This is a genomic window from Mastigocoleus testarum BC008 (assembly GCF_001456025.1).
GTDB classification, from domain to species: Bacteria; Cyanobacteriota; Cyanobacteriia; order Cyanobacteriales; family Nostocaceae; genus Mastigocoleus; species Mastigocoleus testarum.
Map to the genome: position 1 here is coordinate 161,861 of NZ_LMTZ01000118.1, position 14,887 is coordinate 176,747.

12 protein-coding genes are annotated in these 14,887 nt (G+C 36.9%); 6 read left to right on the plus strand and 6 right to left on the minus strand.

Features of this window, described 5'->3' with window-relative positions; translation table 11 throughout:
* Nucleotides 1-94: 94 nt before the first annotated feature.
* From kdpA to BC008_RS30305, 3 genes are all read right to left on the minus strand, one after another.
* Entirely contained in the window at nucleotides 95-1,786 is a 1,692-nt protein-coding gene (gene kdpA / locus BC008_RS30295; protein ID WP_027846022.1) for a potassium-transporting ATPase subunit KdpA, read from the minus strand.
* A gap of 693 nt (nucleotides 1,787-2,479) precedes the next feature.
* Complete coding sequence (gene ylqF / locus BC008_RS30300; RefSeq protein ID WP_027844200.1) at nucleotides 2,480-3,403, minus strand: ribosome biogenesis GTPase YlqF; 924 nt, start codon at nucleotides 3,401-3,403, stop codon at nucleotides 2,480-2,482.
* 230 nt (nucleotides 3,404-3,633) lie between these two features.
* Complete coding sequence (locus tag BC008_RS30305; protein ID WP_063800835.1) at nucleotides 3,634-4,089, minus strand: VOC family protein; 456 nt, start codon at nucleotides 4,087-4,089, stop codon at nucleotides 3,634-3,636.
* 532 nt (nucleotides 4,090-4,621) lie between these two features.
* On the opposite strand from BC008_RS30305, the gene BC008_RS30310 reads away from it, so the two are divergent.
* From BC008_RS30310 to BC008_RS30320, 3 genes are all read left to right on the plus strand, one after another.
* The gene (locus tag BC008_RS30310; protein WP_027844199.1) at nucleotides 4,622-5,704 is read left to right on the plus strand and encodes a class I fructose-bisphosphate aldolase; all 1,083 of its coding nucleotides are present in this window, start codon (nucleotides 4,622-4,624) and stop codon (nucleotides 5,702-5,704) included.
* 378 nt (nucleotides 5,705-6,082) lie between these two features.
* A complete protein-coding gene (locus BC008_RS30315) occupies nucleotides 6,083-6,820 on the plus strand; it encodes an FkbM family methyltransferase (protein ID WP_027844198.1) in 738 nt (245 codons plus the stop codon).
* 120 nt (nucleotides 6,821-6,940) lie between these two features.
* Complete coding sequence (locus tag BC008_RS30320; protein WP_407657087.1) at nucleotides 6,941-7,570, plus strand: MotA/TolQ/ExbB proton channel family protein; 630 nt, start codon at nucleotides 6,941-6,943, stop codon at nucleotides 7,568-7,570.
* Between the two features lie 108 nt (nucleotides 7,571-7,678).
* On the opposite strand, the gene BC008_RS30325 is transcribed toward BC008_RS30320, so the two are convergent.
* A complete protein-coding gene (locus BC008_RS30325; protein ID WP_027844196.1) occupies nucleotides 7,679-8,260 on the minus strand; it encodes a hypothetical protein in 582 nt (193 codons plus the stop codon).
* Between the two features lie 277 nt (nucleotides 8,261-8,537).
* On the opposite strand from BC008_RS30325, the gene BC008_RS30330 reads away from it, so the two are divergent.
* Entirely contained in the window at nucleotides 8,538-9,557 is a 1,020-nt protein-coding gene (locus tag BC008_RS30330; protein WP_027844195.1) for an endonuclease/exonuclease/phosphatase family protein, read from the plus strand.
* A 660-nt stretch (nucleotides 9,558-10,217) separates the two neighbouring features.
* The gene (locus BC008_RS30335) at nucleotides 10,218-10,421 is read left to right on the plus strand and encodes a hypothetical protein (protein ID WP_058184153.1); all 204 of its coding nucleotides are present in this window, start codon (nucleotides 10,218-10,220) and stop codon (nucleotides 10,419-10,421) included.
* A 184-nt stretch (nucleotides 10,422-10,605) separates the two neighbouring features.
* Here BC008_RS30335 and BC008_RS30340 read toward each other — a convergent pair whose 3' ends face one another.
* Both BC008_RS30340 and BC008_RS30345 read right to left on the minus strand, forming a co-directional pair.
* Nucleotides 10,606-11,196 carry a macro domain-containing protein gene (locus tag BC008_RS30340; protein WP_027844194.1) on the minus strand — a complete coding sequence of 197 codons (591 nt, stop codon included), beginning with the start codon at nucleotides 11,194-11,196 and terminating at the stop codon, nucleotides 10,606-10,608.
* Between the two features lie 37 nt (nucleotides 11,197-11,233).
* Entirely contained in the window at nucleotides 11,234-12,400 is a 1,167-nt protein-coding gene (locus BC008_RS30345) for a DUF58 domain-containing protein (RefSeq protein ID WP_027844193.1), read from the minus strand.
* Nucleotides 12,401-12,735: 335 nt separating this feature from the next.
* On the opposite strand from BC008_RS30345, the gene BC008_RS30350 reads away from it, so the two are divergent.
* Nucleotides 12,736-14,886, plus strand: coding sequence for a pentapeptide repeat-containing protein (locus tag BC008_RS30350; RefSeq protein WP_027844192.1), 2,151 nt, complete (start codon nucleotides 12,736-12,738; stop codon nucleotides 14,884-14,886).
* The last annotated feature ends 1 nt before the right edge of the window (nucleotide 14,887 follow it).

Genomic DNA, 14,887 nt, shown 5'->3' on the forward strand with positions numbered 1-14,887 from the left:
AAAACGGAAAAATACAAAATCACACATTGCAAGTTACAAATTACAACTCACAATCACTAATTACATCTTTAATATTACAAATCAAGATATAAATTCATTTTAGTCCTGCAGCAATTTTAAAATTTTCTGCAATTGGACCTAAAGCAAGAAATGGGAAAAAACTTAAAAATCCTAAAATGAAAATTAATGTGATACTAATGCTTGTCAATACAGAATTATTCAGTTTTAATTTATTGGATTTCTCTGGAATTATGGGTTTACGCAGCATAATGTCAGCTAGCAAAAGAATCGCGATCGTAGGCACATAACGACTAATTAGGATGCTCGCAGCGGTACTTAAATTCCACCATAGAGTATTATCTTGTAAACTTTCTAAACCTGAACCATTATTAGTAGCAGCTGATGTAAATTCATAAATTACTTGGGATATATTATGAAATGTAATATTGTCTACACCCCATAATGTTTGAGGGAAAGCTAAAGTAATTGCCGTGGGTAATAAAATTATGAAGGGATGGATGAGAAGAATTAAGCTACAAAGTAAGACTTCTTTTCTGCCAATTTCTTTGCCCAAAAATTGGGTATTTTTCCCAACTAACAATCCTGCTACAAATACAGTTAAAATTTCAAAAATTACTAAATAAACAATTCCAGTTCCTTGTTTGCCCCAAATAACTTGTACAAACATACTTGAAAGGTTAACAAAAATACTTATTGGCATTAAAGAATCATGCATTCCATTAACCGCACCAGACATTGTCGCAGCAGTTGTAACTGTCCATAGTGCAGTTTGTGCCCAACCAAATCTCAGTTCTTTACCTTCCAAATTAGGTTGTTCTAATCTTAATTGTGCATTAATAATTGGATTGCCTCGTAATTCTCCTACTGCTGTAATTCCTACCAAAATGATAAAGATTGCAAGCACCATCCAAAATAACAACCAAGATTGTTTGCGGTTGTTGCTAAATATACCATATGTATGAATTAATGCTGCGGGAATTGCTAGCATGGCAATAATTTCAATTAAGTTGGAGCCACCGTTAGGATTTTCAAAGGGGTGGGCAGAATTAACACCAAAAAAACCACCTCCGCTGTTTCCCAAAACTTTAATAATTTCAAAAGATGCTACGGGACCTCTGGCAATATATTGTCTAATACCTTCTAAAGTTCTAACTTCGACCGGACCTGCAAGAGTTTGTGGTACTCCTGAAATTAATAAGGTGATCGCTCCCACAATAGATATTGGTAAAAAAATACGCGTAATTGCCCGGATAATATCAACATAAAAGTTTCCTAGAGGTCTACCTGTTATACCGCGAATAAAAGCGATCCCCACTGCTAAGCTCGTTGCACAGGAGGTAAACATGAGAAATCCGACACCTGCGATTTGACTAAAATAGCTTAAGGTTTTTTCTCCAGCGTAATGTTGTTGACCGGTGTTAGTCAGAAAAGAAATAGTAGTGTGTAACGTTAAGTCCCAATTCGGAGCGCCAAATTGGTTGGGGTTTAAAGGTAGATCGCCTTGATAAGCAATGAGAAAATAAACTGCAGTACCCATGAGCAAATTAGTAATAATTGCTGCCCTTGCATACTGCAAACCTTTCATATTTTCTTCTTCTTTTACACCAACTAATTTATAAATTATTTTTTTCTCTAAAGGATTGATAATATTATGAAGTAGGGTTTTTTCTCCAAGGAATACGCGAGCTATGTACTTTCCTAATCTTGGAGAAATTATAATCAGTATTAATAACGTGAAGCCAATCTGAAAAAAACCTTGTCCCATTATTCCCAAGTCCAGATACGATATTTATTGACTCAAAAATCAGGCATCAAAATAAGATAATTTTGATACGTTTTTTGTCAATAAGTGATGAAGAGAATATGTTTAGTTTGTGTTGTACTATGAAGCATTCGCTAAAAATAACATTGATGATATTTTTAGTAATGAAGCATATCACCTATGTACGTTGATTTCGAACCCAGAACAACCAAATTTATATCAAATCTTATTTGGTGAAGGGTAGTTTTTTATTCTCAGAGATATTTTATATACAGTAAACCCGTTCCACAAGATGTTTGTCTTACAAAATTGGGGATTGGGGAATAGGGATTGGGTACAGTGGTGACAGAATTATGGACTGTTGCGGCTGAAGTCAGGAGTTAGGAGTCAGGAGTTAGGAGTCAGGAGTCAGGAGTCAGAAGTTAGGAGTTAGAAGTCAGGAGTCAGAAGTCAGAAGTCAGAAGTTAGGAGTTAGGAGTCAGAAGTTAGGAGTTAGGAGTCAGAAGTTAGGAGTTAGGAGTTAGGAGTCAGAAGTTAGGAGTTAGGAGTTAGGAGTCAGAAGTCAGGAGTCAGAAGTTAGGAGTCAGGAGTCAGGAGTTAGGAGTCAGGAGTCAGAAGTCAGAATTGTGCGCGGTAGCGCACCGCTTTGCTAACAGAAGCCAGGAATCCTGAATTAGGAGTTTGGAATTCATCTGTTTAACTTAAACCTAAATCCAGTGGTAACTCCAAGGGAATTTGACCCAATGAACCTCTGCGAAAATCAGTTAAAATTTTTCTAGCAGCACGCTCCGCATCTCCTTGATATCGATTTTTAGCTAAAGCGTGCAAAAATTCGTCTCCAGTAAAACCACTTGGATCGATTTCATAACGAGACATCAATAGTTGTGCTGGTAAGATATTTGCTACGATCTCATCCTCCGTAGTTTCAGTTATTACTGTAGCCATGAGGTAATTTACTATATCTATAAATCCTGCTGCTACTAACTGGTTATCGTAGGATGCTTCACCAATATCATCACAGATAGCTAACTTTAGTGCTGCTTCTTGGTCTTCTAACTTAATGGGAATTACCCCAGGAGCATCAAGTAATTCTAATTCTTTCGAAATTCGTACCCACCTAAGTTGTCTGGTAACTCCAGGACGGGCTGCACTTTCCACAACTCGTCGCTTTACCAATCGATTAATTAAAGCTGATTTACCGACATTAGGAAAACCAATAACTACCGCCCGTACCGGACGTGGTAACATTCCCCGTTGACGTCTTTTCTGATTAATTTGAGTTCCTGCTGCTTGAGCTGCTTTGGATATTGCTGTTACCCCTTTCCCTTGTTGAGCATTGGTGAATAGTGCTCTTTCTCCCTGTTGCTTAAACCAGTCTGTCCAAATTTGTTTTACAGCGGGAGAAATCATATCTACCCGATTCATCACCAAAACTTTTGTTTTGTTACCGACCCAGTCATTCACCATTGGGTGGTGTGTGGCTAGAGGAATGCGAGCATCTCTAACTTCCAATACCACATCTACTAGTTTTAGTTGTTCTTTCAGTGCTTTTTCTGCTTTCGCAATATGTCCGGGATACCACTGAATCAAATTTAATTTATAGTGTTGGGTAATAGCCATTTTACTTGTATTTAATGGGATGTTTGATGGGAATGGAAGATTGAGAAATATTCAATAAATTTCGGAAAAATGCAATTTTGCCAAGATACTGAGAATGTAAAAGAATTAATAATGGATAAATATAAGCTGTTAACAAATAAATCTAAGAACCACTGAACTCATACAGATTTTTTAACAAAGCTTATACTCTATAAAGCTTAGACAAAGTTGTACATCTTGAAATTTCTCGGTCAGGATTCCAATTCTTTAGAGTGACCATGCCGAATTGCACCTTGGGCTGGTGCTGGAATTGAACCCTTTTCGGTACTGGGATTTTCAATTGATTGATGTAAAATGATGCGGTTACCATCAGGGTCGTAAGCGTAAATTTCTCTACCGTGGGAAGCTGTAATAATTTCTCCTGGTGGGGGATAACCTAATGCTGTAAATCGAGAAATAGCATGTTCTAGGTCACCGACTTCTAAACATAAACTTATTTTACCTTTTGCTCCATTATTAAATTCCGATAGGTGTATATCTTTTGGTCTGAAAATACCCAAATTTACACCAGGAATTTGGAAATTGGCATAGACTTTAGGGATGTAAGTTTTTGGTTGTTGTCCCAATATTTGAGTGTAAAAGTCAATAATTCTCTCAAGCTTGATTGTGGCTATAGTAACAAGTGCCTCGTTAAGTTGAATAGTCATTTGTTCGGAGTCAAGAAATCAGAAATCTATACTCTCATTATTTACTGGGTTATGTTTTTAAATTTAAGATAAAGCTTTGATCGCAATCTTTTAAATTGCAAACCCATGTTTGGTGAAGGCTAGGGATAAATCTTGTTAAATAAATTTCGGTGACAGAAAAAATACATCTAGCTTTTATCTCATTTTTTATTCAATAAAATAAACATCAGTGAAAATTATTTTTACTTTTTGAATCGTGGTATGAATTTAAACCATGAAGCTGGTATTCTTAGCCCGTTGTAAACATCAATGACAAAACTATTTTTTATAAACAAGAAGATAAATTTAAAAACTTCTCTCAATGTTACATTCTTTTATCGTTGATTGCGCAAATAGAGTTTATGAGAAATAATTTTGAATTTGTCGTCCAAGACTCAAATAAGCATTTATACCATTAAATAAAGAAAAAATAGTTATCTTCTAACTAAAGGATATGCATACGTTAGGCTAAGCATGTTCAACCTAACAAAACAGAAGTTTTGAGGAGAATGTTATGACTAGCACCTTACCTTCACCCGGGTCTCTTGAATCGCTACTAGATAAAGAAGCAAAAGATTTACTGACCTACAAGGCGAAAGTTTCTAAAGATCTGCTACATCTACCAGGCTCCGACTTCGTGGATCGGATTTGGGTAAATAGCGATCGCAATCCACAGGTTTTACGCGGTCTGCAACAACTTTATTCTACTGGCCGTTTGGCAAATACTGGCTATCTCTCTATTTTGCCTGTTGACCAAGGTATCGAGCACTCAGGTAGCGCCTCATTTGCTCCTAACCCAATTTATTTTGACCCCGAAAATATTATTAAGCTTGCAATTGAAGGGGGCTGTAATGCTGTTGCAACCACGTTAGGTGTATTGGGTATTGTCTCCCGTAAATATGCTCATAAAATCCCTTTCATCGTCAAAATCAACCACAATGAACTTCTAAGTGTTCCTAACCAATTCGACCAAATAATGTTTGCTGATGTGGAACAGGCTTGGAATTTGGGTGCAACAGCAGTAGGTGCAACAATTTATTTTGGCTCAGAAAACTCTACCCGTCAGATTCAAGAAGTTAGCCGAGCTTTTAAACGCGCTCACGAATTAGGTATGGTAACTATTTTGTGGTGTTATCTACGTAATAATGCTTTCAAGCAAGACAAAGATTATCATCTTGCTGCGGATTTAACTTCTCAAGCCAATCATTTGGGCGTGACTATTGAGGCTGATATTATTAAACAAAAATTACCTCAAAATAATAATGGTTATGCTGCAGTAGCGAAAGCGATCGGTAAAAGCTATGGTAAAACCCATGACAAAGTTTACTCAGAACTAACAACAGATCATCCCATTGATTTAACTCGCTACCAAGTTCTGAATTGTTATTGCGGACGTGCGGGTTTAATTAGTTCTGGTGGTGCATCTGGTAAGAATGATTTTGCAGATGCTGTTCGCACTGCAATCATTAACAAACGTGCTGGTGGGACTGGATTAATTTCCGGACGTAAAACTTTCCAACGTCCTTTCGAAGAAGGGGTTAAACTTTTCCATCTAATTCAAGATGTCTATTTATCTTCAGAAATAACAATTGCTTAATAGATATAGCAACAGATGTGGTTTTGCAGAAGTAGGGAAGAGGGAATTAGGAATTGGGAATTGAAGAATGTTTTTCCCAGCCAATTGTAGTGAACGCTATATCTTCCAACTTCATTATCTTCGTTATTCGGTTTAAATTTAGTGTTGGAGACGTACTGTAGTGCGTCTCTACATTACGTCTGATGAATTTTAGTTGTACTTTCTCTTGAACGCAAAAGCTCAAATATAGGAATTCACTATTTCTTATTCCCCTTTTCTTGTTGCCTTTATAAGTATTTTTTGTAACCTGAGAACTTTTAATACTTTCCGCCCTTAAATAGTATCATTTAGCTGAAACCTCATTACGAGTTCGAGCATATCATTGCGACAGGGGAGTCAATGAAGCTTCAACAAATACCTGGGAAAATCTTAGAAAAGATACTATCTCGTGCATTTCAATTAGCTGCTTGGGACAGAACATCACTTACAAAAATCCACAGGAGAAATGATTTACAACACATCGGAACAGAATATGGAGGGTGGGTTGTTCCAATTAATTTGCTTGATGCGCAGTCAATTTGTTATTGCGTTGGCTGTGGCGAAGATATATCATTTGACCTCGGGCTAATTGATAAATTTAATTGTCATGTCTTTGCATTTGATCCCACTCCAAGGGCTATTAAATATGTAAAAAATATGACTCTAAAAAACTCTCAGTACCATTTTTTTGAAGTTGGATTATGGGAAAAAGAGGATAAATTGAAGTTTTATGCGCCAAAAAACCCATCTCATGTTTCTCACTCACTCTTAAATCTTCAAAAAACAGATAATTATATTGAGCTAAAGGTTAAAAGATTGAGTCAGATGATGCAAGAAAATGGTCATGAGAAGATAGATCTTCTTAAATTAGATATTGAAGGGGCTGAATATAAAGTAATTGACTCAATCATTGAGGATCGCATCGACATTCGAATCATTTGTGTCGAATTTGATGAGTGCTTTAATCCAATTGACAATCGCTACAAAACTAGGGTCAGGTCATCCGTAAATAATTTATTGGTAAATGGCTACACAATGGTTTATTCCCAAGGTAAGGGAAATTATACCTTTGTCAGGACAAGCAGATGGCAAAAATAATCCTAAATTCTTGCCTACAGATATGATGCAAATTATACTAAAAATTTTTATTTCCTTGTTGCAAAACTGGTAAGCTGACAAATCTAGTGGTGTGAGAAAATCACAATGGGAATTCAAGCTCTGTTTGCTCAAAATCTATTTACAGCTGGTGGTGTTGTGATGATACCCCTGTTGGGATTCTCAATTTTAGCGGTGATGCTAATTATTGAACGTATTAGTTTTTGGGTGAGAATTAATCGGCGTCAAAGACTGGTGGTACGAGAATTCTTAAGCCTTTACCGTCAAAATAATGTTGTAGGTGCAATTGATAAACTCAGAAAAAATACTGATTTACCTATTTCCCGAATTTTTCTTGCTGCTTTAGAATTAGAACAACCCAACCCAGAAGAATTTCGTTTAGCACTCGAAAGCGAAGCGCAAGCGGAAATTCCTTTACTTAAACGCTTTCAAAATATTTTTGAGACTATAATTAGTCTTGCACCATTACTAGGTCTTTTAGGTACTGTATTAGGATTAATAGCTTCTTTTGCATCGCTCAATCTTGGTGATGTTGGGGGAACGAAAACCTCGGGAGTTACTGGTGGTATTAGTGAAGCCTTAGTATCTACTGCGTTTGGTTTATTTGTAGCAATATTTACTCTGTTATTTGCGAATACCTTTAGAGGTCTTTACCAACGTCAAATAGCGTCGATCCAAGAATATGGTGGACAATTAGAACTTCTCTATCGTCGACGCTACGAAGGTGGATAATAAAGATTATGTTTCTGCTTTGTGATTCTTTGAAGGTTGATTAACAGAAAAATAGGTAAATATTCTTCTAAACTCTTTTTTGATTCTAAACTCTTTTTTGACTCTAAACTATTTTTTGAAGACTACTTGAAAAGAATTTAAATATCCCCTGATGCTTTTTTTCAGGTATTTTTCCTGTTTTCTGGTTGTAATTACCATTGCTTGGTATAAGCGCCCGTGGGCAAAAAACATCCGGTTTCTGGTAACTCTTCCCGCACTATTGATATATTCGATTTCCTTTCCGGGGTGATTGTTATAACTGCGTATATTACGTTGGCTAACCAATTTACTTTGAGTCGTTTTCAAAGCCATTTGCTGAGCATTATCAAGTAATTCTTGGGGGTTAGCCATTTTGCCGTAGTTGTGCGGGAAATCGTTGTAAGCAACTACATATGCAACTTGCTGTTTGGGTGGTTTTGCTAAGAAAATTTGTAAATTAATTTCTCCCATGAAGGTTTTTTGAGTTTGATTCATTTTTTCCGGTTTTCCTGGCATTAATACTTGAAAAGTACCATCTGGACCGGTAAATACTTGCCATTTTGATCTAGCAGTTCTTGACAAAACTACTTGTGGTAAATGCATTTCCAGTCCAGCGAATCCAGTAAATATCAAAGTTGTAGCGATTAATGGTAGAAAAGTTTTTTTTGTCATAGTTTTTGCTTTTAAGATTGTTGATATTACTTATACGCTGTTAGGAAAGTTATAACCTATGACACCTATAACCTAAATTCGGAAATTGCTGATATCTGTTATTTATAAAGCAGTTTTTTCTTAAGTATTTTTACGGCTATATAGTTCGAGCTTGATTTGAGCGTAGAATTACTGAAAACTCTTGCTTCTAAATTTTTATCTCCCAGATATCGCACTATGTAATAAAGTTAGGAAATTGATAAATAATGACTTGCGCATAGCGCCATATGATTGTTATATGAAACGAATTTTATTCAAACTCCTAGGTATTAGTGGTGTTTCCTTCGGAGTAATCCTAGGATCCATAGTCATATTTTACTTTTGGGCAAGTTCTAGCAGCTATCCTCAAGAAAAATATGCAGAAGTTGTTAAATATAAAAACTCAGATTTTATTGATAATAATGACAATAATAATGTTTTTACAGTTGTTACTTACAATATTGGTTACTTATCGGGATTAACAAATAATACAGCAATTACTACTAGCAAAGAGCTGTTTGAAAATAATCTCAAAACTGTGATTGCAGCTTTAAAACCTTTGAAGCCAGACTTAGTTGCTTTTCAGGAAATAGATATAGATTCCAAACGTTCCTTTAACATCAATCAAGCAAATAAAATTGCTGAAGCTTTAAATTTTGCTCAAGGTGCAATCGCTATTAACTGGGATAAAAATTACGTTCCTTTTCCCTATTTTCCATTTTCGGCACACTTCAAGCGTATTTTATCAGGACAAGCTATTCTTAGCCGCTATCAAATTGAGTCTCACGAACGCATTGTTTTAGACAGAGTAACTGATAAACCTTTTTTTTATAAGGCTTTTTATATTGATAGATTGGCACAAATTACCAAAATTAATATTCAAGGTCGTTCTGTGATATTAATGAACGTTCACTTAGAAGCCTTTGAGACATCTACTCGTCAGAGACAAACTGAATTTATTCAAGAATTATTATCTCAATATGTTAATAAATATCCAGTATTACTAATTGGCGATTTTAACAGTACTCTCATTAACGGTAATAATCCCCAACCTACTATTAATTTACTACTAAAAAATCCAGACCTTAAATCAGCAGTTCCCCAGGAAAATTTAACTGATAAAAAAGCAATGACTTTCCCTTCAGATAAGCCCATAGCCAAATTAGATTATATATTTTACACTCCCAAAACTATAGAGGTTGTGGAATGGGGAATTATTTCTGAAGCGAAACAAGCATCCGACCATTTACCTTTGATGATGAAGTTTCGTTTTCGTTAACGGGTGTCAGTGATCAGTTTATGGCTTGCGCCACGCCCTTACGGGCTACAGTTAATGCGCAATACTTTATGCTAGGTCGCGCACGCAATACCTAGAGCCTGCGGCGACGGCGGAGGGAGCCTCTAGCTGCGCTACCTACGGATCCGGTACGCTAGAGCCTATGACTACGTCACCTTACGGATCCGGCGTCGGCAAAGCCTCTGACTAACGTCACGCAGGGCGCGCTTACGCGTTTGGACGCACTACGTGTTCGGCTAAGCCGCGTCAACAAACACCGTAGGTGCGTCTTTCGCCGCTAACCGCTAGGCGCTAACAGTTATCAGTTACCAATTACCAATTACCAGTTACCAATTACCAATTACCTGTTTCAATAATATGAGGAAATTATAATAAATTAATATCAATTCAATATCAATTGTTACGTAATTATCCCTCAAGATATTGTTTCCTTAATTAATCTATATCTGTGAACTCTGGTTCAAATAGTTGTGTTAATAGATTTAGCGAATTCAAATAACTGGTTAAATGCATTCGTTAACACACCTAAGTGTGAGCATTCTTTGACATTATCTGTCAATCAGTATAAGTGCTTACAAATTTTCTCAACCAGTCTGTCACAATCCGGAACAATAGGACACAAAATATATCGAGGTGTAATTTATGTCTGATATACCTAATGGCGGTCAAATGACATGGAGACCCCCTGGAGCCACCGAGCCAGCTTTACATTTACGACTTAGTCCTTCTGAACCTTGGCGCTCGTTTAAGGAATTTCCTGAGTACGCACTTAATGACCCACCAGGTTTTTCTGAAGGATATGCAACTTTTCTGAATTTACTTAAAAGAAACTGGCAGTCTCTGTAATCAAGAAGTATAGCAGGCAGGCTTCTCGACTCACATAGACTGCAAGTCCATTTACAGACTATAACTAAATGCCGATATTTTCATCACCACTTAAACATTTTGTAATGTTCGAATATGTGAGTATATCGGCCTTTATTTTGCTTATTTATCTACTTCATCTCAGAATGTGAACTACTACTGTTAATTAACCTCCTTCCCAAATCAAAAGCTGTCTTGAAGCTGCAACAAAACAGTTGAGATGTTTGGGTGGATATAGAAAATGATCGTAGGCTAGCGACATTTGTCTACTTGCTTCTTCATAAGGAACTTTACCAATTCCTGTACCCAGACCGGGACAAGCAACAGTGTTGATTTCATGTTGAGAATATTGGTTATGGCGACGCACCGCTAAAAGCATGCTCCACATCGCCACATAAGGAATATCTGTACCCACAATAGACATGGGGACTCGCATAGTTGGTGTATGTGCAAGAAATGGATGCTTAGGATTACCTGTTTCAACAATCATTGATGTTCCTACAGGTTGTTCTCCTAAATATTCTTGAAGAATACGCTCTTGTACTTTTTCCATCAACTGAATGCCAAAAAACTTGGTAATGGCTGCATCCATACCACCATCCATCATTCCGAAAGAATTAGCAGGACTAACCAAACAATCGAAAATAGGTAACCACTCAAAGTAGTTATTAACGATTTCTACATCAGCAAAGTAATTAAAATGTTTTTGAAAGGCTTTTGCTAGTAATACATTAGGTGCGACTAAAATCAGTTTCAAGCTTTATTCCTCCGCTTGAATACTTATTATACCAGCGTTAAATTTGAGCAATATCTAATTTTTGTTGCAATTGAGTTTTTAGTTCTTTCTCTTGCTCGATCGCGATACCGGGATAATCTTGATTTAATACTACTTGTTTTTCTCCAGAGTTTACTGGTTGCCATAGTACCCAACGACTCCCCATAGGTAAAGAAGATAAAGTGAGGGGGTTTTGGGTTAGCCAAATTAACGGGAGTTTTGGTAATTCTTGGTTGCAAGTATCTTCTAAAGGATTAGTTGCTGCTAAGGTTTCTAAAACCAGGCGTTCGACCCTAACTAAACTTGTTTCAGACGTCCACAGTTGCACTTGTATTGTATTTTTCTGGGCATAAAAATACATAGATGCTGCTGCAATTACTGCTTGTTCAAAATTCTCAGTTTCCCATTTACTCGCACTATCTAAAGCTATAATAATCTCTTGCCCAGAGGTCACTAATTCCAATTCCCGTACTCTTAGATCCCCCATACGGGCGCTGCTGCGCCAGTGAATTAAACGCATAGGATCCCCAATACGGTAAGGACGTAAAGAACGAGTTATTCCTTCACTTGCAGTATGGAAGGGTCTACCGTGAGGATAGTTAAATCTGCAATCTTCACCGATTTCATCAACTAAAGGACAATGACTTAAAGGTAAAACTGTGGGGTAAACAATAGCCCTAGCACTGCACTTATGCTGGCGACGCGACCAAAACAATCCAAAAGGTGCGCCTGTTGCGAACTCTATATTTTCCCAGCGATAGATACCTCTTCGCTGAGTTGGGTAGTAATATTGCCAACGGTAAGTATCTTGGGGTGAAATAATTTCAATTGCTTGGGCGATGGATTCCCCCAATATATAAGGCAAAATATCTTTTACTTGTATTAATCTTATTGGCTTTTTAGTAGAGTTAGTAATCTCCAATTCTACTGTTAGATCGTCTCCTGCTGTTACTGCTTGGATCGGTAACCGAGCAACAGAAATTCCTGACAAAAAACGTGGTGGTAAAACTGCTGCGATCGCTAACAGGGAAAAACTTACTGCGCTAATTACGTAGAGCCAGCCGGCCATAGTATTAATTGCTGCGGCAAAAAAACAAATTGCGATCGCTCCTAATACCATTCCACTATAGGCGGGAGCGCAAGCACGGGTTTCTAGCCAATTAATTATAGGTTTAAATATATTCATAGCACCCAGGGTAACCTATAATTTTGTGATGAGTAATGAGTAATGAGTAATAACTCCCAGCTTGCCTATTTAAAACTGAGCTAAAGTTATGCAGTTCAATTTTCTAGTAATGGTTAATGGGGATTAGTTATTAATAATAAGGGAATAGTTTATTGGTTATTTGGTGATAAGTAAGTAGTTAGCAATAAGCATTTACACTGACGCGGAGCGTATCGCACTAGTAAATCATCTTTTTCCTAACTTTTGAGTTTTTTTGGTAGGATTTCCTTTAAAAATCTGGAACAGCAACTAGCCAGTTTGTATAAAAAATCGGTACTGCCGTTTATTTTGCTCAGATGTCTAAAGACTTCTCGCGTCATAATCTCCAAGGTTGCTCCTTTAAAGGTAAAAACTTAGAAGGTGCAAATTTTAGCTATGCAGATATTCGAGGGGCTAATTTTACAAACGCTATCCTTAGAGGTTCTGATTTCAGAGGCGCTGAAGCTGGGCAAGAAAGGTCTTGGATGCTTTTTCTGACAGTTTTTTTATCATTTATAGCCATACTCCCAGCATTTACTGCTGGAATAACTACTATATTTAATCAAAGCTTACTTAATCCCAACCCTTTAGTTCATCTCTCTACTGTTGTAATTTTAATACTTCCATTTATAGTTACTACCACAAAGGGATTTCCAGCGTCCTTGGTATCCATTGCTTTTTCTCTAGGAATTTCTACTTTATTAGTAATATTTTCAACTTTTTCAACTTTATTTAATGATGGTACAACATTAGCTTTTATTTTCATTGCAATAGGAACGATAACTGGAAGTACCTCTATTGCTGCTTCTATAACTGGAGTAACTATACTAGCTGGAATTAAAGTGGCAATAATGGCTGGTATTACGAGTGTGATTGCATCTTTAGCTGGAACTGTCGTTGGTATGTTTTTCCTTGAAAAATTTGGAAGTGTCAGCAACTTCGAATTAGCGGCAGAATTAGCAGTTGCAATTATGGTTTTAATTGGTTCTGTTCAAGGTATATATATAGGTTGGCGAATACTAGTAGGAGATCCAAAATTTTCATTAATTTATCCAATTGCAATTAATTTTACTGCTATTGGTGGAACAAGTTTTCGTAATGCCGATCTAACAGATGCTAATTTTACTTCTGCCCGACTCAAAAGTACAGATTTTCGTAAAGCTAAACTAACTCGCACCTATTTCCATAAAACTAAATTACTAGATCGCGTTCGTCCTGGCACTTCTTATTTACAATATCCCCAAGTACGCCAATTAATTTTAACTGGACAAGGGCAGGATAAAATTTTTGACCGTTTGAATTTACGGGGAATTAATTTAAAGAAAGCTTTTTTAACAGACGCAAGTTTTATTAGCACAGACTTGAGCGAAGCTTGTTTACAAGATGGGGATTTATCCAGAGCGAAATTAGTCCAAACTCAATTAGATGCAACCGACTTTACAGGCGCTACTCTTACTGGGGCATACATAGAAGATTGGGGCATTACCAATGAAACCAACTTTCGTGGTGTAAGGTGCGAATACGTGTATATGCGCCTTCCTACAAAAGAAAATCCTAACCCCTTACGCAAACCAGATAACAACGCAGAAACATTTGCAGATGGGGAATTTGGTGATTTTATCCAACCAATTTTTGATACCCTTGACCTTTACCACAACCAAGGCGTTGACCCGCGTGCGATCGCTATTTCATTCAAACAGTTAGCTGAAAAAAATCCAGATGCTGAGTTGCGAATTGCCGGAATAGAAATACGAGGTGAAAGTGAAGATAAAGTTTTACTCCGTGCTAAAACCACACCCCTAGCTGATAAATCCCAATTAAGTGCAGAATATTTTGAAATTTATAATCAAGTTAAAGCTTTGACACAACAAGAAGTCCAAGCTTTAATGGCAGAGAAAGATCGCAGAATTCGTAGTTTAGAAAATTTTGTAAACACGGCTTTAAAAAGCCCTAGTTTTTATTCAAACACTCAAATAGAAGAGGTAAGTAATATGACTAATAACCCTGGTGGATTTTCAGTTGGTGGTTCTGTTGGTGGCAATATCAACAATGTTCAAGGTGATAATAACCGTGCTGTTCAAGGGGATAATAATCAGGCTGTTCTTGGTGATGGAAATCAAGTAACACAACAAAACCAAGTAAGTGCTGAAGTTGAAGCATCACTCACAAAAGCTGATATCGTAGCATTATTCACACAGTTGGAAAATTTAGTTAAAGCTGCTAAAGTTGATCAAGACACAAAAGAAACAGCGATTGAAGACATTAGTGCAGCGAAGAAAGCAACTGATAAAGAGGAACCGAAAAAGAACATAGCACTAGCTAATTTAGAAAGTGTGGCACAAACACTTGAAAAAACTAGCAAAACGGTAGATGCTGGTCAGAAACTCTGGAATAAAGCTAAACCTATAATTACCAAAATAGCTGGTTGGTTAGGTGCTGCTGCTAGTTCTTACTTGTTAAAGTTGTAAA